The organism is Pedobacter sp. 05T44, assembly GCF_056395985.1.
The window spans coordinates 76,931-100,465 of the sequence record NZ_JBFTKO010000015.1; the positions used below are offsets into that span (position 1 = coordinate 76,931).

The 23,535-nt window shown below is 41.8% G+C and carries 15 protein-coding genes; 8 read left to right on the forward strand and 7 right to left on the reverse strand.

Annotated elements, in window-relative coordinates:
- Positions 1–28 precede the first annotated feature (28 nt).
- Positions 29–1,090 carry a glycoside hydrolase family 5 protein gene (locus AC1DDK_RS20265; protein WP_337717784.1) on the forward strand — a complete coding sequence of 354 codons (1,062 nt, stop codon included), beginning with the start codon at positions 29–31 and terminating at the stop codon, positions 1,088–1,090.
- 21 nt (positions 1,091–1,111) lie between these two features.
- On the opposite strand, the gene AC1DDK_RS20270 is transcribed toward AC1DDK_RS20265, so the two are convergent.
- From AC1DDK_RS20270 to AC1DDK_RS20285, 4 genes are all read right to left on the reverse strand, one after another.
- On the reverse strand, positions 1,112–2,089 hold the full coding sequence (locus AC1DDK_RS20270) for a GlxA family transcriptional regulator (protein ID WP_172662499.1): 978 nt from the start codon (positions 2,087–2,089) through the stop codon (positions 1,112–1,114).
- 84 nt (positions 2,090–2,173) lie between these two features.
- Positions 2,174–2,659, reverse strand: a complete 486-nt coding sequence (locus AC1DDK_RS20275; protein ID WP_477612353.1) for a DUF6644 family protein — start codon at positions 2,657–2,659, stop codon at positions 2,174–2,176.
- Positions 2,660–2,661: 2 nt separating this feature from the next.
- Positions 2,662–3,015 (reverse strand): DUF6152 family protein, encoded by a 354-nt coding sequence (locus AC1DDK_RS20280; protein WP_172662500.1) that lies wholly within the window; start codon positions 3,013–3,015, stop codon positions 2,662–2,664.
- A gap of 59 nt (positions 3,016–3,074) precedes the next feature.
- A complete protein-coding gene (locus AC1DDK_RS20285) occupies positions 3,075–4,052 on the reverse strand; it encodes a GntR family transcriptional regulator (protein WP_288883054.1) in 978 nt (325 codons plus the stop codon).
- A 125-nt stretch (positions 4,053–4,177) separates the two neighbouring features.
- Here AC1DDK_RS20285 and AC1DDK_RS20290 point away from each other — a divergent pair, with 125 nt between their 5' ends.
- On the forward strand, positions 4,178–8,665 hold the full coding sequence (locus AC1DDK_RS20290; protein WP_337717780.1) for a beta-L-arabinofuranosidase domain-containing protein: 4,488 nt from the start codon (positions 4,178–4,180) through the stop codon (positions 8,663–8,665).
- A gap of 7 nt (positions 8,666–8,672) precedes the next feature.
- Here the strand turns inward: AC1DDK_RS20290 and AC1DDK_RS20295 are convergent, their stop codons facing one another.
- Positions 8,673–9,383 carry a LytR/AlgR family response regulator transcription factor gene (locus AC1DDK_RS20295; protein WP_337717778.1) on the reverse strand — a complete coding sequence of 237 codons (711 nt, stop codon included), beginning with the start codon at positions 9,381–9,383 and terminating at the stop codon, positions 8,673–8,675.
- On the reverse strand, positions 9,370–10,398 hold the full coding sequence (locus tag AC1DDK_RS20300) for a sensor histidine kinase (protein WP_337717776.1): 1,029 nt from the start codon (positions 10,396–10,398) through the stop codon (positions 9,370–9,372). The genes AC1DDK_RS20295 and AC1DDK_RS20300 overlap by 14 nt, the downstream gene beginning before the upstream one ends.
- A gap of 134 nt (positions 10,399–10,532) precedes the next feature.
- Between AC1DDK_RS20300 and AC1DDK_RS20305 the strand changes: the two genes are divergently transcribed.
- Positions 10,533–12,704, forward strand: coding sequence for an outer membrane beta-barrel protein (locus tag AC1DDK_RS20305; RefSeq protein WP_337717775.1), 2,172 nt, complete (start codon positions 10,533–10,535; stop codon positions 12,702–12,704).
- A 76-nt stretch (positions 12,705–12,780) separates the two neighbouring features.
- Here AC1DDK_RS20305 and AC1DDK_RS20310 read toward each other — a convergent pair whose 3' ends face one another.
- Positions 12,781–14,388: a discoidin domain-containing protein gene (locus tag AC1DDK_RS20310; RefSeq protein ID WP_337717773.1), complete on the reverse strand. Its 1,608-nt coding sequence runs from the start codon at positions 14,386–14,388 to the stop codon at positions 12,781–12,783.
- A gap of 305 nt (positions 14,389–14,693) precedes the next feature.
- Between AC1DDK_RS20310 and AC1DDK_RS20315 the strand changes: the two genes are divergently transcribed.
- The 5 genes from AC1DDK_RS20315 (at position 14,694) to AC1DDK_RS20335 (ending at position 23,512) form a co-directional block, all read left to right on the forward strand.
- A complete protein-coding gene (locus tag AC1DDK_RS20315) occupies positions 14,694–15,236 on the forward strand; it encodes an RNA polymerase sigma factor (protein WP_337717771.1) in 543 nt (180 codons plus the stop codon).
- Between the two features lie 43 nt (positions 15,237–15,279).
- Positions 15,280–16,404, forward strand: a complete 1,125-nt coding sequence (locus AC1DDK_RS20320; RefSeq protein WP_337717769.1) for a FecR family protein — start codon at positions 15,280–15,282, stop codon at positions 16,402–16,404.
- A gap of 75 nt (positions 16,405–16,479) precedes the next feature.
- The gene (locus AC1DDK_RS20325; RefSeq protein ID WP_337717766.1) at positions 16,480–19,812 is read left to right on the forward strand and encodes a TonB-dependent receptor; all 3,333 of its coding nucleotides are present in this window, start codon (positions 16,480–16,482) and stop codon (positions 19,810–19,812) included.
- 11 nt (positions 19,813–19,823) lie between these two features.
- The gene (locus AC1DDK_RS20330; RefSeq protein WP_337717764.1) at positions 19,824–21,506 is read left to right on the forward strand and encodes a RagB/SusD family nutrient uptake outer membrane protein; all 1,683 of its coding nucleotides are present in this window, start codon (positions 19,824–19,826) and stop codon (positions 21,504–21,506) included.
- Positions 21,507–21,508: 2 nt separating this feature from the next.
- On the forward strand, positions 21,509–23,512 hold the full coding sequence (locus AC1DDK_RS20335) for an FAD-dependent oxidoreductase (RefSeq protein WP_288883039.1): 2,004 nt from the start codon (positions 21,509–21,511) through the stop codon (positions 23,510–23,512).
- Positions 23,513–23,535: the final 23 nt, after the last annotated feature.

Consider the following 23,535-nt stretch of genomic DNA (forward strand, 5'->3'; position numbering starts at 1 on the left):
AACCGAACCTCAACTATCTCAAAGCTAAATGGAAAGAAGAAAATTCCTTCAACTAGGGGTGGGTTTAACAGCTGCAAGCCTATTTACACCTGCATTTGTTAAATCCAACCCTTTAATTATACCAAACAAGTTACCGCTCTGGCGTGGCTTTAATCTGTTAGAGAAATTTAATGGAGACCATAACCAACCTTTTAAAAAAGAAGATTTTCAAATGATGGCCAAATGGGGTTTTAACTTTGCCCGTTTACCAATGTCATACCACTGCTGGTCAAAACCTGATAATTGGCTTCAAATGGACGAAAATGTGTTGAAAGAAATAGATCAGGCAATTGACTACGGAATTAAATACAAGATTCATGTTAACCTTAACCTCCATCGTGTCCCGGGTTATTGTGTTAATCCACCGGCAGAGCCACTTAATTTATGGAAAGATGAGAAGGCTTTAGAAGCTGCTGCCTTCCATTGGCAAACCCTGGCCAAACGATACAAGAGGATCAATAGTAAGAAATTGAGCTTCGATCTGATTAATGAGCCTTCAAATGTTGAGGAGCCAGATTACGTGCGGGTAGTTACACGGATTGTTAATGCCATCCGGCAAGAAGATCCTGATCGATTAATTGTTATTGATGGACTCCATTATGGAACTAAACCCGTATTTGGGGCATCCGACTTAAATGTTGGACAAAGTACCCGGGGATACGGACCTATGCAGGTAAGTCACTATAAAGCATCCTGGGTTAAAGCAGATTGGCCTGTTCCAACCTGGCCTTTAAATCCAGAAAGCAACGACAAGTGGGATAAAGATCGGTTAAAACTGGAAATATTTGATCCCTGGAAAAAGCTAATGGACCAGGGCGTAGGAGTACATGTTGGCGAATGGGGAGCATACCAGCATACTCCTCATGATGTATCGCTTGCATGGATGAAAGATAATCTGGAAATATGGAAGGAAAATGGCTGGGGCTGGTCGCTATGGAATTTGCGTGGTAGTTTTGGTATTCTTGACAGCGAGCGGCAAGATGTAGAATATGAAGATTACAATGGCCATAAGCTAGATCGTAAAATGCTGGAGCTGCTACAGCAATATTAAGATAAGTATTAAGATAGGTTGCTATACTAACACAGATTCCTTAAAATACCTGGCTTTATAATCCAATGGGGATAAGCCAGTTATTTTTTTGAAAACGCCTCTAAATGCTTTGTCATCTGAATAGCCAACTTCATTCATAACTTCATAAACGGTCTTATTTCCTTTTTCAAGTGTGCTTTTAGCAACTTCTACTTTTACTCTTTGCAAATATTCCACGGGAGTATTGCCAACTGCTTTAATGAATCGTCTGTCAAAATTTCTTCGGCTAATGGCAAGCTTTGAGGCAAGTTCCTCAAAGGAAATTTTCTCGCTTAGATTTTCTTCTATATAACTTTGTGCTTTACTAATAAGTTCATCGCCATGGTTTTTTTGTGTTCTGAAAATGTGAAAAGGCGACTGTGATGATCTTTCAATGTCAATTTGAAAAATCTTTGAGCAGATAATAGCTACCTCTCTGTTAAAATACTCTCCAACCAGAAAAAGTATCAGGTTCAAAAATGAATATCCACCCCCGTTGGTATATATTCCTCGTTCAGCGGTAATGAGCTTATCAATTTGAAGATTAATATTTGGAAACAACCGTCTAAAATCAGGCGCCAAATTCCAATGCGTGCAGCAACTCTTGCCATCCAGTAAGCCTGTGGCTGCGAGCAAAAATGCCCCGGAACACATTGAGGCAACTTCAGTACCACCCATATACTGTTCCTTTATCCATGCAATTAGAGAAGCATTGTTTTCCAGCAGATCAATGTCATAAGAAACAGAGGGGATGATCAGCAGATCAGTTTTTTCTATATCATTAATATTTATAGGTTTAATAGAAAAGAAACCGTCATCAACCTTTAACTCTGGCACAAATCCGGCTATCCTTACTTCCATCATGGGTTTGTTACCCATTTTTTGCCAAATGTCATTCGCGCGTGTTAGTATTTCAAATGAACCGGTTATGCTACTCAGGTTAATTTCCCCTTCAGGAACAACTATAGTCACTAGCTTCATGGTAAAAGTTTTTATTAAAGATACCAGATTCAGATCTTAATTTAAAACTCAGGTTCTCAATAGTATTGTGTTTCTCCAAAAAGGTTAATACGCCAGCAAACGACCGCAGGCAATAATTGCTACCCATACGGTGATCGAAACAAGGGCCGATATTTTTGTGGAAAACGGAAGTTCTTGATTTTGGGCGTCAGATTTAGGTTTGAATAAGAGTTTATGAAACACCAATACAATAAGGGCTGCAATTATCAGCAAAGCCATTTTTAGCCAGAATGTTGGGTCTATACCAAGGGTTTTTGAATTGGTCATGAATAATAACATTCCAGAGGGTATAACCAACAGCAATGCTTTTCTTGACCAGGGAAGCAAATGGCAGGATAAGCCGAATATGGAAAGGCTTTTTGAAAAACCCAGCAACCGCAGGTCGAACATAAATGCAGCGCCCACTAAAATTACAATTCCTGTGATGTGTACAATTTCCAAAGCCGGGTACAACCACAAGGATTGACGAATAGCAGCCGCCAAGGCTGTATTTTCTAACCAGCTGAGGAGATCAGATATAAACAAAGGCACAGCTATCGCAATTCGTATTTTACACTGTCTACAAATATCCTTTCTGCCCTCATTTCTGTTTTTTTAGTTTTATGAGGATAAGCAACCAACCTTACTTCTGTCCCCTTTTTAATCATATCAGCAGTTAGCCCACGATCTGTCATGCGGCTGGTAGGGGCTAAATAAACTGTCCATAATTGTTTTTTGTATTTTACTTTAGCCAAGGCATGCGGATTTTCATATACCGACTCTTCAATTGTGGTTTTAAAATCCAATACTTTTTTTTGATCATAATCAGCCCAACCATGGTGGAAAGCTGTGAAGGAAACGCAGAGCAAACAAAAGATTGCCAGCGAAATGCTTTTAAAATAATTCATAACCTGCAGATTTAATGATAGTTGAATATACCAAAAAAAATCCTTTGATCAAATAGCTTCTACAGGGAGCTTCGAACTTCCAGCTTCCATGGATTCTCAACTGTGTTAATCCCTTTTGTTTTGATCAGCTTTGCCATGGTCTTTCCCATCAGCTTAAAGTCGGTAGAAAGTGTCGTGATCCCACCGGCAAGAAGCTCTTTAAGGGGGGTATCATTGTAAGATATGATCCCAAAATCAGTACCTGCGGTAAGCTGTTGAGCAGTGGCCTGCTTCAAAAGATCCACCAGGTCCCTGTCATTCACCACAATAAATAAATCACCTTTTTCTATTGTTCTTGTGGTAGTCACAGAAAGATAGTCGTGGCCAAACCCATACTTGCTGCAAAACACTTTAAGACCATCATAACGCTCCAAAGGCTCCTTTTCTTCCTTTTGAATCATATAAATGTGCCTGTATTTGCGAATCAATTCTATGGCTGATTCCAAAGCCTCGTAGGTATCTGTTTCAAAATTCTGTGCCACCGATGAATATTTTCCTTTCAAATCTGCATGGAAATGGTCCAGCAAAAACACCCTGCCCGATAAAGATTCCAACAGCGGTTCAATTCCCTGAAACTTTCCCGACATGATGATGTAATCTGTATACTTGTTATTGGCATCATTTACCAACGTTTCAAAAACCTTTCTGTTGTAATTATGAAAATACAGATCAACTGTGGCGCTATTCCCAGCCGATTCCACAAAAGAGTTGAACAGGTCTTCTTTAAATTCATTGAATTCATTGAAGAGCAGGAATATATGATGTCCTGTCTGAATTTTGGTGCTCTTCACAAAATAACCAACCCCGTGGTTGGATGCAATAATACCTTTTGACATCAGTTCGCGTAAGCCCGCAAACACTGTGTCACGCGATAGGCCATACTCAGTTCTGAAATCATTGATAGAAGGTATCCTGTCTCCATTCTTGTATTCCTCTGTGCCTATTCGATCAATCACATGGCTTACTACAAGTTTATATTTTGATTTATTTTCTTTCACGTTTGGTGTATTGCTGGCAAATATAGTTACTTGCCAGACAAACATCGTAAATAAAAAATAAAAAAATCGTACCAGTTCGTACCAGTTGTAAAATATTTATATATTTGGAGACCAAACCACACACAATGAAACACTATTTCTTATTAAGCATCGGCATTACCACTGCTCTTTTTACCGATAGCATGGCACAAACCACTGGTGTTAACCAGAATGTCCAGCTAACCCAAAGCCTTAAAGCAAACATAAATGACACTTTCTGGAGTCCTAAATTCGAGCTTTGGAGAACCACAACTGCCAACGATGTGCTGAATAAGTTCGAAGGACAACACCTGCCTGCAAAAGAACAGGAAAGTAATAATGTGTTTAACAATTTCGATAAGATTGCCCAGGGAAAAAAAGGAACAGGCAGTCATGCAGGTTTGCCCTGGTTTGACGGCTTGATCTATGAAAGCATTCGCGGAATAGGTGATCTCACCATTCAGCATCCCGATCCAATATTACAGGCACGACTTGATGGGTATATAGATCGTATCTATGCTGCTCAAAAGGCCGATCCCAACGGATATATCAATACCTATACCGATCTAATGGAACCAACCCATCACTGGGGAGATAACGGTGGGCTTTTACGTTTTCAACACGATGTTTACAATGCAGGTATGCTCATAGAGGCAGGCGTTCACTATTACAATGCCACAGGTAAAACCAAACTGCTCGAAGTTGCTACCCGTTTTGCAAATTACATGAGCAACCTGATGGGGCCTATTCCTAAAAGAAACATTGTACCAGCCCACTCCGGGCCAGAGGAAGCGGTTATGAAATTATACTGGCTATATAAAAACAACCCTGGTCTTAAAAAGAAAATGGAGGTTCCGGTAAATGAAAAGGCTTATTATGATTTGGTAAGGTTCTGGATCGAAAATCGTGGTAACCACATCAACTACCCGCTTTGGCAAACCTGGGGCAACGACAAATCAGAAAAGTGGATCAAGGATCAAAAATATAAAGAAGGAGCGGTAACCAATGCCACTCGCCCTACCTGGGGCGATTATGCACAAGATTCCATATCTGTTTTCAAACAGAAAACCATAGAAGGTCATGCTGTGCGTGCCACTTTACTAGCTACAGGTATTACAGCCGTTGCTTTGGAGAGCCATGATCCTCAGTACATACAAACTGCAGATCAGCTGTGGAACAATATGGTTGGCCGCCGTATGTTTGTAACTGGCGGTGTCGGTGCCATTGCGCACGACGAGAAATTCGGGCCAGATTATTACCTTCCAACTGATGCCTATCTCGAAACATGTGCAGCTGTAGGTGCAGGATTTTTCAGTCAGCGTATGAATGAACTAACCGGCGATGGAAAATATATGGATGAGTTTGAACGCGTGCTGTATAACAACGTACTTACTGGTGTGTCTCTTTCAGGCGACCAGTATACCTATCAAAATCCACTCAATGCACATGATCATTCAAGATGGGCATGGCATTCTTGCCCATGCTGCCCACCTATGTTCTTAAAAATGGTTTCTGAACTTCCAAACTACATCTACGCATCTTCGGGCGATCGTTTGTTTGTAAACATGTTTATCGGTAGTGATGCCAATATCCGCCTGCCTGGCAAAACCTTAATCGCCATTTCACAGAAAACCAATTACCCATGGGAAGGAAAGATTAGCCTAACTGTAAATCCTGAAAAGGAATCGGCCTTTAGTTTAAGCCTCCGCATTCCAGGATGGGCAAGGGGGAAAGAAAATCCTTACGATCTCTACCGTTCCGATCTGCCTTCGTCATATACGCTGCTTGTAAACGGCAGCCCTGCCAAAGCCACAATGGAAAATGGTTATGCTGTAATCAGCCGCAAATGGAAAAAAGGTGACCAGGTGGAACTCCAGCTGCCTATGAAACCGCGTTTTGTTACTGCAAATAATCAAGTAAAAGACTTAAGAAACAGCGTAGCAATAGCGTCAGGACCTATCGTTTATAGCCTCGAGGCAGCAGATAACACTAATGTTGAACAGTTGCAGATCGATACTACTGCAGCATTGCAATCGCAATACAAAAACAACCTGCTAAAGGGTGTGAATGTGGTTACGGGCAAAACAGCTGACGGCAAAACTTTTACCGCTATCCCTTACTATGCTGTTGGAAACAGAGTCGCAAAAGGCTATAAAGTTTGGCTGCCGCTTCCTCAAACTGCACGAATTAAGGTAGATGTCGGTCAAATTCAAAATAAATTAAGCCCGCTGATCTACGGTTCAAATATTGAAGATGTGAACCACGAAATCTACGGAGGCTTTTACGACCAGCGCATATTCGGCGAGAGCTTTGAAGAACCTTCCACTGGTGTAAATCATAACCAATGGAAAAGGTTTACGGGCTATTGGACGGCAAAAGACGGTGCGGTTGCCATTATCCCTGGCAGAAACACAAATAGTGAAGTATTCATGACCGGTTCGCATCTAATAGGTGTAGAGCCAGATCATAGTGCCAAATTGATCTATGAGCCAAAAGAAGTAAGTAACGGGACCGTTCAAGCCGAGATCAGGTTTACCGGAAAAGGAGAAAGTGGTGCCCTGCTGGTTCGGGTAGCCAATGCAGGTGTAGGTGATGATGCTTTTGATGGGTATGAGATCAGCCTGAGCAGAGACGGTAAAAAGATAGCCCTTGGAAAGCACCTGCAAAACTTTGAATCACTCAAAGAAGCAGCTGCTAGTTTTGATCCTGAAACATGGAATAAAGTAAAGGTGGTACTAAAAGGATCCGAGATTGAAGTTTTCCTTAATGGACAACAGATGCTTTCCTTTAAGGATGAGCGTAACCCCTTGCTTAAAGGAAAGATAGGTTTGCGTACCTGGAGATCGCCAATGGAGTTCAGGAATATCTCCATACAAGAAAACGGAAAAACAGAACCACTCAGCCTTGTAAATGCCGCCAATGAGCAGGTGAGCTATAATTGGGATATCATCAGTTCAGGACAAGTAAAAGCCAATTTTGAGCTCGACAGCAATGTAGCCTATAATGGAAAAAAATCGCAGGTTATCACCTTTGCAACGGGTACCGGAAAAGTAGGAGTAGCCAACAGGAGTTTAAACCGTTGGGGTATTGCATTGCGTAAAGGGCAAACTTTTCAGGGAAGGGTATACCTAAAGGCAGAAAAACTAAGCGGCCCTGTAAGTATCGCGCTTGAAAGTGCTGATGGCAGCAAAACATATGCAATCAAAAAATTAAACGGTATAGGTGCCAACTGGAAGAAGTATGCATTTACATTGACCTCTGGCACCGCAGATAAAAATGCCAGATTGGCTATCTATATTTCTTCAAAGGGTAAACTTTGGATAGATCAGGCAGTACTTATGGGCACTGGTAAAGATCAGTTTAAAGGCTTGCCAATCCGGGCCGATATTGGCAATATGCTGGTGTCGCAAGGGCTAACCTTTTTGCGTTATGCCGGAACTATGGTGAATTCCCCGGAATACAGGTTCAAAAAAATGATTGGCGATCCCGACAAACGACCCCCATATCGAGGCCACTGGAATTGGTATACCACCAACGGTTTTGGGATAGAAGAGTTTCTTAAGTTTTGTGAAGCAACAGCCATAACACCTTGTTTTGCCATAAACATCTATGAAACACCGGAGGATGCGGCTGATATGGTAGAATACCTTAATGGAAATGTGAATACAGAATGGGGGGCAAAGCGTGCCAAAAACGGACATCCAAAACCTTATGGAGTAAAATATATAGAGATCGGGAATGAGGAGGTTATTTTTAATGGCGATAACAAAAAAGCATATGAGGAATATGTAGCACGCTTTAATCTCTTGTATGCAGCCATGAAAAAGAAAGATAGTTCTTTAAAATTCGTGCATGCAGCCTGGTGGCGCCCTGAATCGCCTAATATGGAGTACGTATTCAGGGAACTTAACGGCAAGGCCGATTATTGGGATCTCCATGTAGGTGGTGATGATCCAAAGGCAGGTCTGGATACGGATAAGCAACTTGCAGATATGCAACGTATGTTTAAGCAATGGGATCCGGCAACCCAAATGAAAGTTGCCGTTTTTGAAGAGAATGGGAGCAAACATGGTATTCAGCGCGCCTTGGGGCATGCTACTAATCTGAATGCAATCCGCAGACATAATGAATTTGTACTAACTTCAAGTCCCGCCAACGCACTGCAACCTTATCAGCAGAATGACAATGATTGGGATCAGGGTCAGATTTTCTTTACCGCGGGCAAGGCGTGGGGGATGCCCCCATTTTATGCACAGAAGATGCAGGTAGAGAATTATTTACCCTTACGTGTTTTAAGTAAAGTAGAAGGTGCTCTGGATGTAACAGCAGCGCGTAGCGAAGATGAAAAGACCTTGGCATTACACATTGTAAATATCAGTGCTGAGGCCATTACTACTGCAATTGAGCTTAACGGATTTGAAGGTAGAAATCCAGAGACCGAAGTTTATGTGTTGTCGGGTAAACTTACTTCAAAGAATACACCTTCCGAACCTGAACGGTATAAAACAGTAAGCTCAAAGGTAAATCTAAGTGGAGACGCACCTAAATATAGCTTCCCGGCACATTCTTACACCATTTTAAAATTTAAGAGATAAGCAGACTTTAACTTTTAAGCCCCAACTTCTTATTTACCACATCCTTATAGGTTTCGCCAATTGGCAGGTAGTTCTTATCGATCACAATCCTGCCTCGCTCTACAAAATCAATATGGCTGGTGTTAATGATATACGACTTGTGTATCCTTAAGAAAAGATGTTGGGGAAGGATCAATTCAATGTGTTTCATGCGCTCCAATGAAAGCACTCTGCCTCCAGAGGTATGAAAACTGATGTAATCGCCCAGGCCTTCAATGTAGTGGATCGATGAAAACAAGATTTTCTGCAGCCTGTGCTCAACCTTAATAAAAATATGGTCAGGTTCCATCGCCTCCGGAGCGTTTAAATTCATTCGTTTCTTAGCCTTGTTTACTGCAATCAAAAATCTTTCAAAAGTGATGGGCTTCATTAAGTAATCAATTGCATCGTATTCGAAGCCAGTTAAGGCATATTCCGGATAGGCTGTTGTGAGGAGGACCTTTGTTTGTCTCTGACGAATGATATTCATTACCTCGATACCCGTAAGGTTGGGCATTTGAATGTCCAGGAAGATCAGGTCGACGTTGCCGTTATGAATGAGATCGACAGCTGCTGTCGGGTCTGTGGTTTTCAATATCAGTTCAAGGCCGTTTGTACGCATTACATAATCTGCCAGTAACTTAACGGCATGGATCTCATCATCGAGGACTATGCAGTGCAGGATGTTACCATTCTTCATTGTTCAGTTCAAGTTTAACTGTAAATTGATGTTCATTGTCTCTGATATCCAATTTGTAACACCCTTTAAAAAGCAGTTCAAGTCTCTTCGTTACGTTGCCTATTCCAATCCCTCCGGTAAAATCCTTGCTTTTACTCGCTTTGGTATTGATACATGAAAATATCAGCTCAGCACCAGCCATATTGATGTCTATCCATAGCCATTCTTTATTTTCCGAGACATCTCCATGTTTAAAGGCATTTTCTATAAAGGGGATTAGCAATAAGGGCGGCACCTTCATTTCTTTTACATTACCAGTTACCTTCATATTAACGGCAACAGGGTTTTCAAAACGTAATTGCTGAAGGGAGATGTATTTCTCAATGTAACTGATCTCCTGCTCCAGTTCTATTTTTTCACTGCTGTCGTAGAGCATATACCTCAGCAATTCCGAAAGTCCTGCTATTGCCGGTAAGGCTTGCTCGGATTTGTGGTAAACAAGGGAATAAATTGTATTGAGGTTGTTGAATAGAAAATGCGGGTTGACCTGTGAGCGAAGGAATGAAAGCTCTGATGTGCGGTTCTGCAGTTCTAATTCTTTTTGCTCTAATTCCTTCTGCCGGGTGTACCTTATAAAATAGAATACCATTGCAAAAATGGTGTTTAACACATAAATGAGTATGTTATTTCTAAAAAAGAGGCTTAATCTTACAGGGTCAAGAGATAGTGCTATAGTTACCACATAGCTGATAAATAGACAAACCATAAAACAAACGCTTATAATAAGCGCCATGGTAATCGTTAGCTGCATATACTTCCGTGTAGGGTAGTACTTATACATTACCAGATAGGTCGACAACACGAACAGGAATGAGATACTCATATCTGTTACCATACTTAGCAATTGCACTGTGAAACTACGTTCATCTACCAGCGTCCACTTCCCATGGAGTAAGCCTGGTAGGTGCCCACTCACATGAACTAGCATGTAAAAAATAATAAAGGCACCCAACAGAAGCCATAGATTTTTCTTCATACTCAAAAATACACTATTTAGCTCATCAGAATATGCCCCTTTTTAAGCGTTTGTCGAGGACATCGCCTTGTTCACCGATTAGTCTTTTCCTGAAAGCCCTGGGGAGCTAATTTGGTTGAAACTTAATGCTAATTATGATGAAAATTTTTCTATTACTCTGTCTAATCGCAACTTCTTCCTTGGCTCAAACAACGGACCTTAAAGAAGTAAAAATTACCACCCGTAAAAAGGCTATAGAGCGTAAAATTGACCGCACTGTAGTAAATGTTGATGGCCTTATTAACGTTGCTGGCACCAATGCATTTGAGCTCTTAGGCAGGCTGCCTGGCCTAAGGGTTACCGAAGAAGGTACAATTAACCTGATGGGTAAGGGAGCTACGGTTTATTTTGATGGCAAATTAACGTATTTGTCGGGCGCCGATCTGATGTCTTATTTAAAAACAATGGGAACAGATCAGCTGGATAAGGTCGAGCTGATACCCAATCCTCCAGCCAGGTACGATGCAGCGGGTAGTGGTGGCGTTATCAATATCTTAACAAAAAAAAGCAAACAGGAGGGGTTCAATACCGGTATAACTTTAAACGGCGGAAAGGGTATTTACAGAAAAGTAAATGGCTCCTTCAATTTTAACTATCGCATAAACAAACTAAACCTTTTCACAAATGTAGGGGCAGGTAACCCTAAAGATTTCCAGAATTCCTCGGCAACCCGAAGCTTTAAAAATGAGACAGGGAGCTTAACTTCAATACTGGAACAGCAAGGCGAAATACTTTACAACAGGCACAACAGTAATGTAAAAGTAGGAGTCGATTATTACCTGAACAAAAGAACCACCATTGGTTTTATTTTCAATGGGCTAAGGAATCGGGTTAACGAACATGGAGGGATTAAAAATTTAATGATGAATGGCAATCGTGAATTGGACTCTATGGTAAACTCCAGTCATAGCGTAAACAACCTGTTCAGGAACGGTACGATGAATTTAAATATGCTGCACCAGTTCGATAGTACAGGAACCGAGCTCAGTATGGATGTCGATTACACACACTACAATTCCACCAACAACCAGCTTTTTGGCAACAATAGTTACAATGCCTCTGGTCAGGCATTGGGCTTAGAGCGCATCAGGGGGGATCTTCCAAGAACAATAGATATCTTTTCGGCCCGGGCGGATTATTCATTCTCATTAAAAAATAATTACAAACTCAGTGCGGGTCTAAAATCAAGCTTTATAAAAACAGATAATCAGGCCAACTACTTTTCTGGCGCTGCTGAACTGGAACAACCAGATTACAATAGAACAAACGCATTCCTATATCGAGAAAACATCAATGCCTTATATGTCGAGGGGTACCGTGAATTTGGTAAGCTTGGTGTTAAGGTGGGGCTTAGGACGGAACATACCAGTTCCAAAGGGCATCAGCTGGGGAACATACAAAAATCCGATTCATCCTTTGTAAGGAATTACTTCAATGCTTTTCCGTCATTCTTCCTTTCCTATAAGCCCGATTCTACAAACCAGAATCAGTTCTTTTTAAGCTATGGAAAACGCATCAACAGACCTGCTTATGATCAGCTGAATCCTTTTCTTATGGTAGTGCAAAAGTATAATCAGGAGTCTGGTAATCCATTTCTTAGTCCCGAGTTTACCAATAATATTCAGCTCACTCATGTATTTAAAGATAAACTGACCACCAACGTTTATTATTCATTTATGTCCAATACCAGCAGCCCTGTTATCAAAGCCATTAATGATGTATATATCAAGAGACCAGAAAACGTCGGATCTGTTATCATAACAGGATTAATGCTTTCGTATAATCAGGATATTTTCAAATGGTGGAATGCCGATTTTACGGTCAATCCTGAGCGGGTACATTTACAATCCGAGTTCAATGGGATTACTGTAGATACAGCTGTGGTTATGCAGTCGTTTAACTGGTATAACCGCTTTTCTTTAGGCAAAACCTGGAGTGCCGAACTTGCTTTTGACTGGGGAGGCCGAAATTATTCCAATCAGGTAACAACTTTTGGGCTAGCGGGCATTAGAGCAGGAGTTAAAAAGCAACTGTTTTCAGGTAATGGTTCAATAGGGGTTAATGGCAGCGATTTATTCTATTCAGCCATACGCAAAGGCAGTATCCATAATGTAGCTGGTTCCAGTGCTATATTTAGAAACAGGCAGGATACCAGAACAGTTATATTTTCTTTCAGTTATAGGATCAGCAAAAATGCCAAGAACAACAAGCGCTTAAGAGACCGTAATGGCGCCTGGGATGAACAGGACAGGATTAAAGGCTTGTAAGTCTGCGGCCTAAAATAACAAGGGGGTGTTCAAAAAGTATGAACGCCCCCTGTTACTATTAACTAACCTTCCCTAATTAGTACAATCCCAACTCGGCTAAAGCTGCAAACTGTAATCCGTCATGCGCAGAATTGGCGATGACCTTTATGTATTTGAAAGTCTTTGCACTTCCAAAATCAAAGTATTGAGGCCCGTCTGCGTTTGCGGCAACATAGTTGTTTACCGAAGTAAAATTAATGCCATCAGTGCTGGTCAGTACCTCGAAATTCTTAACCGCACGGCTCAAACCACTACGTTGAGTTAAACTAAGGCCGCTTGCAGTTTTAGAAGATCCCAGGTTGATCACCACATTATGAGGGTAGGAGGTTGCTGAACTTGACCAGCGCGAATGCCAGTAAGTACTTCCACTTCCATCAATCAGTGTACTGGCCCTGCCATTTACGGCACCCTCACCGCTTGTTTCCTCAGAACTGAATGAAGCAATGCTCCAGCCTGTTTTACTAAGCTCGTTTCTGGTACTGAAATTTAAAACAGGAATCCCACCTGCAAATGTATAGCTATAGATCTGTTGAGTAACAGTGCCATTGTCGTGTACCAGTTTAACTTTTAATTCATAAGGAATCCCATCTGCCTTTTCTACCAGATCGGCAATAGGCATCACTACCCTAAAGCTGTCGGTACCTATTTTTTTCGATTCCCAGCCGATGGCGTTGTAATCGTGGTTCACACCTGTACCCTCGTTGTTCACGTTAGGATCATTAAAATAGAGAATACTCGTTACATTGCCGGTCGACGTAAATTTACCTGATACTATAATCGAAGATTGGGCGCTGGAATAGCTTGCATGTATTTTATTGATACTCGATGTTACTGAGCCATAATATGTATTGCTATTGTTGTTAAATACCTGATTGGTATTTAAAACCGCCGCATCAACAGCAGTTAAAAAAGTAGGGCTTTTACCTAGGGTACCATTGCCCGCCCACATTAAAGCCATACCTAGCGTAGCATCTTCCGAAACCTTTTGCCTGTTATGTGGCAGGTTCAGTCCGTGGCCTAATTCATGAATCATACCGCCAAACCATACACTGAATCGATTGCCGACAGCGTCCGTTTTGCCAAGATTCTGGATATCCATTTCTTCATAGTCCAATGCATAACACCACCTGCCGGTACCATAAAAAGGACCCCCGTTAGGCGTGCCATTGGCACCAATGGAATATCTTGGTATAATGATTAGCGTATGGTCGCTTGTATTGTCGGCCGGGTGAGCAGCAAAGTAAGCATTCACTTCACTAGCTACCGCTCCCGAGCCACCTGAATATGGATAGCCGCTTTTAGGTAAGCTACCTCTTATCGTAATGATCTTTACGCCATCTGAACCGTCATTGGCAAGGCCGAAAGTTTTATAACCATAGCCATTACGGTTCATTTCCTGTTTGTACCATTCCTGGGTCCACAATAACAGGTCGCTCAATCTTTTTTGATAGCCGGCCAATGTATCCAGGTCGCTGGGTACAAAGTAAACGATGTTTACATTTCGGGTTTGGGTAATAATTTCAGCGGTGGAGTCATGAACCGACAAATTTTTTTCTTCTGATTGGATGTGTTCTGCCTTCTTACATGAAAATGTGAATAGAATACTGCAAAAAACGCACGCTAATAAAAGATTACTTTTTTTCATAAAATTTGGTTAAGGATGAATTGATATGAAAAAGTAATAAAGTATCCAGCAATGTTGTAAGTCAAGGTGTTACAACTGCTGCGCAAGCGTTTGATAAAGGCTTTAAAGCCAGATGTCTCAACAGAATGTCCCTGATTTGGTTGAAATTAAGTCCGGGAATTTCCAAATAACATTTCCCTGTTTGAAATTTCTTTGCAAAGAATTAACTAAAAACGCTTCTGCATACCGAAAATTTATGCAAACGTTTGTGTGAAATTTTGATATTATTCATTTGAACTTATATCTTTAGTTTACCTGAGTTCATAATGGAAGATGAAGACCAAATATTACTGGAACAACTTAAAGGCGGAGATTACACCGCTTATGAGCTGATTTTTAAGAAATATTATAAGGTTCTTTCCACTAAAGCATATTTTATGCTGGAGGATGATATGGAGGCCGAGGACCTGGTTCAGAACCTTTTCATCGCTATCTGGCAGAAAAAGCTTTTCCTGTCCATCAATACCTCAATAAAGGCTTATTTGCTACGCTCAGTTCACAATCGTTGCTTAACAGTTCTCAGAGATAAGAAGGTATCTGAGCGTAAGCTTAACGCGTATACAGAAGAACAAAGCTGGCAGGGAGAAGAGGATCAGGAAACAAATCAGGAAAACGATTACCAGGGAAAGTTTGATCTCATATTTGAACAACTGCCAACTCAGCGCCAAAAGGCATTTAAGCTGGTATATCTGGAAGATAAAAAATATAAGGAAGCAGCAGAGGAAATGGGCCTCTCTGTAAACTCCATAAAAACCCATTTAAAACTGGCTGTAAAGGCCCTGCAGAAAAAACTCATTAATTTTAAATGAAATATTCACCTGATAATCGCTTAATTGCGTCTAATGTGTAGTAATGGAGTATAACGAGGAATATATACAAGGTCTTTTATTTGAAAAGATAGCTGGAACGATCAGTGAACAGGATAACCTTGTTGCGGAGCATGCCATTGCAAGCCACGCCGAAGTGCGAAAGTTCTGGGAGGTATTGAAAGCTAAAATGGGAAGCCCCAAAGCAGCAGCATTCCTGTCCGGACTCAATCCTGATCAGGCCTGGGAAAAGACAAGCGAAAGCCTACACCAGCAACCTGGTTCATTTTTCAGCAGAAACAGATGGGCCTTAAGTGGTATTGCTGCAATGCTGGCCATTACCCTTCCACTTGCATGGTATTTTAACTCCACCAATCAAACCCAAACATCACTTCAGAACCAGGCATTTAAAGAAGTATACCTTAAAACGGATCAGGGAAAAGCGGTCGATCTTTCCAACAATAAGCAGATTAAATTAGGCCAAACCCAAATCAATACCAAACAAAAGGAGCTAAGCTATAACGCCGGTAATGCCGATAGTCAGGAATGGGCGACACTATTTGTTCCGGTTACTAAAGACTATAAAATTAAACTGTCAGATGGTACCACAGTGTGGATGAACGCTGCATCCAGTCTGCGTTTCCCTTTCCAGTTCGGAAAACAAACAAGAGAGGTTTATTTAACCGGAGAGGCCTATTTCGAAGTGGCAAAGAACCCTCAACAAGAATTTATAGTACATACTTCTTATGCTGATGTGCATGTGCATGGAACTTCTTTTAATGTAAATGCATATACCGCTCAAAATTTCACTGCAGCGCTAGTGGAGGGGGCTGTGTCGGCTAAAAAAGATAACCAGGTTATTAAATTAAAACCTGGAGAGGAAGCCGTAATCGGAAAAGAGCATCTGGAGGTCAAAACATTTGATGCGCAAGAAGTACTTTCCTGGCGAAACGGTACTTATTCCTTCCATAACCAACCACTATCCCAGATCTCGCAGGTCTTAAATCGCTGGTTTGATGTAAAAATTGCCTGGCAAACACCAGCAGTTTCCCAGCAGACCTTTACTGGCGAAATTGACAAAAACCTGCCCCTGGATGTAGTAATCAGTAATTTGAAACTTACTTCAGGTATGCAAGCCGAGCTAAAAAATGGAATATTGACCTTTAGGTAATATTTTTTAAAACACCATTCACCCATTCGGGTAAAAGCTGCGTCTTAGAGCAAACCTTATATAAACTTTAAATGTATGCTTAAAAAACTAACCCGATTAGGCCGGCTATCTTTGCCGGTTATTTTGATCTTGTTTATTTTATTGCCAGTTCGTGCAAATACGCAAGGCATCAGCAAGATCAGCCTCAAAGGCAAGAACATTACCATTGCCACATTATTTAAAACCATTAAAAAACAAACTGGTTTAACCGTATTCTACAGTAATAAACTGTTGGACGATACCGAAAAAATCACTGTCGACTTTAATCAGACCGAACTGGCAGAAGTATTAAACTCCACGCTTAAAAGCAAAGGGCTTAGCTGGGTAGTTAAAGAAAAGTACATTGTACTGCAAAAAGCGGTCGCACCAGCTGTTCCTGTCGATAATAAAGCAGACCAGGGCGCGGTGAACAATGCACGTCAAAAAATCGGAGGAACGGTAACCGATGCTTCGGGAATGGCAATGCCGGGAGTAGGCGTAAAAATTAAAGAAACCAATGCCGGAACTGTTACTGATCAGAATGGGCGTTATTCAATTGAAGCTAATAGCGGAAACACCTTACTGTTTTCCTACGTTGGTTATACTTCACAGGAAATTCTTGTGGGTAATCAGACCAGTATCAATGTAAAACTGCAGACCGACGATACTGATTTGACAGAAGTTGTGGTGGTTGGTTATGGAACACAGAAAAAAGTGAACTTAACAGGCGCAGTTTCTATGGTTACCGGAAAGGATCTTGCTGCACGTCCGATGGGACAAACCTCAGCTGCGCTGCAAGGGATGGCGCCTGGCGTTACCATCAGGCAAAGTTCCGGAAGGCCAGGTGGCGATGGTGGACAAATTCGTGTCCGCGGCATAGGTACTATGGGCGATCCCAATCCACTAGTAATGATCGATGGAATCGAAGGTTCGATCAATAATATAGATCCCAATTTAATCGAATCCATTTCTATTCTTAAAGACGCTGCATCATCGTCAATTTATGGTTCCAGAGCGGCGAATGGAGTGGTTTTAGTCACAACCAAGCGGGCAAATGCCGATCAGATCAGCATCTCTTACAACAATTATATTGGCTGGCAAGATGCAACAAATTTGCCGAAGCTGGTAAATGCCCTCGATTATATGCTGTTAATTAACGAAGCATATGCTAATACCGGCCGTACCCCTCTTTATTCAGATGCGCTAATCCAAAAGTATAGAGAACAAAATGGTGTCAGTTCTGATCTATATCCTAATACGGATTGGCAAAAAGAAACATTAACAGGTTCCGGATTACAACAAAGTCATTTTCTAACCATACAGGGCGGTACGCAAAAGGTAAAGCTATTGGGATCTTTCGGGCTTCTCGATCAGAAAGGTATCATTGAAAATTCAGGTTTCAAACGTTATACCATACGCAACAACGCTGACATCACTTTTTCTGATAAACTGAAAGCCAGAGTGGATCTTCAATTCGTAAATGCTATCACTACCGAACCTGCGGCAACCTCGGACCCTAATGCTTCTGCCTCAGGCGAGATATTCCAGTGGATGAACGGAATTCCAGCAAATCAGATTGGCATTACTGAAAATGGCCAGTGGGGAGTGGGATGGAACGGTGTCAACCCCATATCGGCAACCAGAGATGGGGGGACAAACAGGCAGAGAGCACCATTTGGTAGTATCAATGCCACTTTAAATTATAAACCTGTAGAGTGGTTGGAGGCAGAGGCAGCTTATTCACCAAAATACGCACTTTCATCTGTCAAAAATTTCAGGAAAGCGATCCAGTCATATTTACCCAATGGCACACGTAGTTTCCTTACCCCCGCCTTAACCTCACTAACACAAAAGCAGGACCAATCATTTTTTAACAACATGAGGGCTACCATCACAGCAAGCAAGAATTTTGGTGATCACGACCTGAAATTTTTAGTCGGTGGGTCTCGGGAAGATTTTTATACCGAATCACTAAATGGTTTCCGCGATACTTATATACTTCCCCAATACCCGGTACTTAACAGCGGCTCGGCTTTAAATCAAACCGCAACCGGAGCTGCCGAAGAATGGGCACTGCAATCATTATTCAGCAGATTGAATTATACTTACAAAGGAAAATACCTGTTCGAGATCAATGCACGCTATGATGGTTCCTCTCGCTTTTCAACAGGCAACAAATATGGTTTCTTTCCATCTGCGTCAGCAGGATGGAGAATTTCGGAAGAGAACTTCTTCGGCGGACTAAAGAATACCATTAACGAAGCCAAACTCAGGCTTTCCTGGGGTAGGCTTGGTAATCAACTCATTGGTACCTATCCGTTCACCACCGCACTGGCATTGGAATCTACTGCTTTAGGCAAGCAGATCGTAAATACGGCAACCTTGAATGCCATGGCCAATAAAAATATTTCCTGGGAATCCACCGAAGAAAAGAACATTGGTATAGATCTGACCCTTTTTAGCAGACTGAACGTTACAGCTGATTATTACCAAAGGCGTACAAGAGATATTCTCCTGTCACTCGATATTCCCTTGATTATTGGCTTAGATGCTCCTTTTCAAAATGCAGGAATTGTTGATAACAAAGGCTGGGAGTTGGGTGTAAACTACAAGGGGAACGTCAAAGATTTCAACTATAATGTGAGTTTTAATCTGTCTGATGTGAAAAATACCGTGATCGATATGAAAGGCATCAATCAGGCTGCCAGGCTCCAGGTAAATCGAGAAGGTTATTCAATTGGTTCACTTTTTGGCTACGAAGCACAAGGTTTTTTTTCATCTGATGCGGAGGTGGCTGCTCACGCTAAACAGTTCGGTACGGTTAAGGCGGGTGACATCAAATATAAAGATCAAAATGGCGACGGCCTGATTACCGAAAGTGATAAGATCATCATAGGTAGTGTTATTCCCAGATTCACTTTTGCTTCCAATATTGGTGCATCCTACAAAGGCATCGATTTTTCGATGTTGATACAAGGCGTAGGTAAAGCCAATGGTTATGTGAACGGGCCTGGCGTTTTGCCCTTTAATGTAGGTGGAGCGCTTGGGGGAACGATTCGAGAGGAAAATAAAGATCGCTGGTCGCCGGAGAACCCAGGCGCTAAATATCCAAGACTCGCTTTTGGTGAATCGAACAATGAGCAGGCTTCCAGTTTCTGGATGAGGGATGCGTCTTATTTACGTGTAAAAAATATCCAGATCGGTTACACCCTGCCAGCTAATGTTATCAAAAAACTGAGTATAAACCGCCTCAGGGTATTTGCAAATGGTTCAAATGTGGCCTCGTTCGATCGCTTTCTTAACGGATACGATGTAGAAGCACCAATTGGTTCAGGAAGTGTCTATCCCCAGGTTAAACTATACAGCTTTGGTTTAGAAGCTACATTTTAAATACGAAACAGATGAAAACAAATATATACCTAATTATGTTAGCTGTTGTTTTGGTAACAGTTACACCATCATGTCAAAAGGGATACCTGGATAAAAGTCCCTTGTCAGGTCCATCAGATGAAACTTTTTTCGCCAACCAGGATGAACTTATTCTCGCTGTTAATGGTTTGTATAAATATGCAGCTTATGCTCCACTTGATGGGATGCCACTTAACCTCAGTATCGATGATGGAACAGATATCGGTTGGGACCGCAACAATAGTGCCTTACAGAGTATTGGAAAAGGTAACCAGGACAGTAACAATACTTATGCCTTAGAAATATGGAAACAAGCCTATAGAGTAATCGCTAAGTGTAATTTTATTCTGGATAATCTTGATAAAGTAAAAGACAAAACTACTCCGGCTATATTTAACCGGTCAAAAGCTGAAGCCCGTTTTATCCGCGCGTATACTTATCAGTACCTTATTGATTACTTTGGTGGTGTACCATTGGTTACTAAAATGTTAACCCTCGAAGAATCCCAGATCCCAAAAACGGCTAAAGCTGAACTGGCAGATTTTATTATCAAAGAGCTGACCGAAGCCGCCCTGGATTTGCCAAATAGTTATACAGGCGCCGATGTTGGTCGTGCTACAAAAGGGGCAGCACTATCCATTAAAGCCCGAACTGCACTAAATAATAGCAAATGGCAGGATGCTGCCGACGCTGCCAAAGCGGTAATGGACCTAAAGACCTATACACTGCACAACGATTTTGGGGCTTTGTTTAGTTATGCGGGACAAAATTCCAACGAGATCATCTGGGCATTTCAATACCTTCGTGCGTCAAAGACCAAAACTCATGCTACTCCAACTGCACTTCTGTCCAGGAATGGACAAGGTTTCTCAAACAAAGTACCCTCACAATCCCTGGTAGATGCGTATCCATGTACCGATGGATTGAATATTGATGAATCACCACTTTTTGATCCTAAGGTTCCGTACAAGAACCGCGATCCCAGACTTGGTTTTACCATCGCATTGCCCGGATCAATATATTTCAATTACCAATTCGAAACGCATAGAGACAGTTTAAAATGCTGGAATTACGATACCACACCAGCAACACGGGTCGATAATCAGGAAGCCATCAATGCCTTCGCAACCTTTACCGGCTATTGCTGGCGAAAATATGTAGACCTGGCTGATAAACCAGATCGTTCAAATTCAGAACTCAACGTAATCCAGATACGCTATGCCGAAATCCTGTTGATTTATGCCGAAGCTAAAAACGAGCTCAATCAGTTAGATCAATCTGCTTATGACGCCATTAATCTGGTAAGACAACGCCCTAGTGTAAACATGCCAGCCATTGCATCGGGTAAATCACAAACCGAGTTTCGCAGTCTGGTGCACAAAGAACGACTTTATGAGTTAGCAATGGAAGGTTTCAGACAAACTGACCTGCGCAGATGGAATATCGCTGAGAAAGCCATGACCGGAAACTTCTACGGAAGGGTGCAAAGAGGTCTGGTTGCAGCGGCGCCACAAATAGATGAGAATGGTTTAGCAGATTACACAAATGTACCTAACCGTGCCGATTTGAGGGTAATAGAAATACGCACCTTCAATAAAAATAGAGATTACCTATGGCCAATCCCTAATATAGAGGTGGTTACCAATTCTAAATTAATTCAAAACCCTAATTACTAGTTATGAAAAATCTTTTTCTTTACCTGCTGATACCCGTCCTGACCGTCGCCTCGCTGAAGCCTGCACTAGCGCAGCAACCTGCAAAAACAGATTATGACATCTGTATCTATGGAGGAACGTCCTCTGGTGTAATTGCTGCTTATACAGCCGCAAAGCTTGGCAAAACGGTACTTTTAATAGAGCCCGGAAAACACCTGGGCGGGATGAGCTCCGGTGGCCTTGGCCTTACTGATATCGGTAATAAATATGCCATCAGCGGCTTAGCGCTCGATTTCTATAGGAGAATAGGGCAGCACTATGGTAAATTTGAACAATGGGTATTTGAACCTCATGTTGCCGAAAACCTGTTTCAAGATTATATTAAAAGAGCCAAAGTTGAGGTGCTATACCAAAATCGCCTGACAACGGTTGCCAAAACCGGAAACATCATCAGCGAAATCACGCTCGAGAGTTCAACCAAAACAGCGCCAGACAATAAGGTTAAAGCCAAAATGTTTATCGATTGTTCTTATGAAGGTGATTTGATGGCAAAGGCAGGTGTGTCCTATACGGTGGGGAGAGAAGCAAATGATTTGTACAAAGAAACCTTTAATGGCGTTCAGTTCATGAAAGGACATCAGATGCTGGATGGGATAGATCCCTACAAAACTCCGGGTGATGCTTCAAGCGGATTGGTTTGGGGAATTAATCCGGGTGTGCTTGAAAAAGATGGAACAGGAGATAAAAAAGTTCAGGCTTATAACTTTAGAATCTGCTTAACTAAAAATAAGGATAACCAGATTCCAATTACCAAACCGGAAAACTATCAGCCAGAGAAATACGAATTGCTGATCAGGCAAATGGAAAAACGACCATGGAAATCCCTGCAAGATGGCTTTATCTGGAGTGGCATGCCCAATGAAAAAACCGATATCAACAACAGAAATGGTTTCTCTACTGATATGATAGGTATGAACTGGGAATATCCAGATGCGGACTATCAGAAAAGGGCCGAAATATGGAAGGCGCACGTTGATTATACCAAAGGCCTGCTCTATTTTGTAGGTAATGATCCCCGTGTTCCTGAACACATCAGGACTGAGCTTAACCTATGGGGATATCCTAAAGATGAGTATACTGATATGGGAAACTGGTCGCACCAGCTTTACATCAGAGAAGCCAGAAGGATGGTCGGAGAGTTGGTCATGACCCAGCACCATTGTCAGGGAAAGGAAATTGTTAAAGATGGGGTAGGAATGGCTGCTTATGGCATGGACTCTCACAATTGCGACAGACAGGTAATCAACGGCATGGTAAAAAACGAAGGCAATGTGGAAGAGCACGGCTTCGGACCCTATCCAATTTCTTACCGTGCAATTATCCCTAAAGAAAGCGAAGTGGGCAACCTTCTGATTCCGGTTTGCCTTTCTGCAAGTCATATTGCCTACGGTTCTATCCGCATGGAGCCTGTGTTTATGGTACTTGGACAATCTGCTGCGGTAGCTGCGGCAAAAGCTATAGACAATAAGCAGACCGTACAGAAAGTAGATGTTTCACAGATCCAGGCTCAGCTAAAAAGAAATCCACTGGAAGATGGCAGTGCACCTGAAATTCTGGTAGACAACAGTGACGCAAGCAAAGTCGTGAAAAAAGGAGACTGGACTGTTAATACGCACGGTGGTTATGGACCTGATTATTTTCTTGCAGACTCTACTTCTTCAAGTCCAAAATCAATCAGATACAAGCCAGAGATTTCTAAAAAAGGAAAGTACGAACTGTATACTTATTATCCGAAATTAAAAAATGCTGCTGCGGTTACTGTCATCAACGTTCATGATGGCACTAGCACCAAGGAGGTTTTGATAAAAGATGCAGAGGTTAAAGTAGTGGGCCAAACCTCAGGTGAATGGGTTAGTTTAGGTACATACTCCTTAAGCTCTGGTAATAAGGCCTATGTAGAGATCTCAGCAAAAGGATCAGAAGGCGCTGTAGTAGCAGATGCGTTGCTGCTTGTGCCTGTAAAGTGAAGTATAAAGCAGGGTGTAGCCTA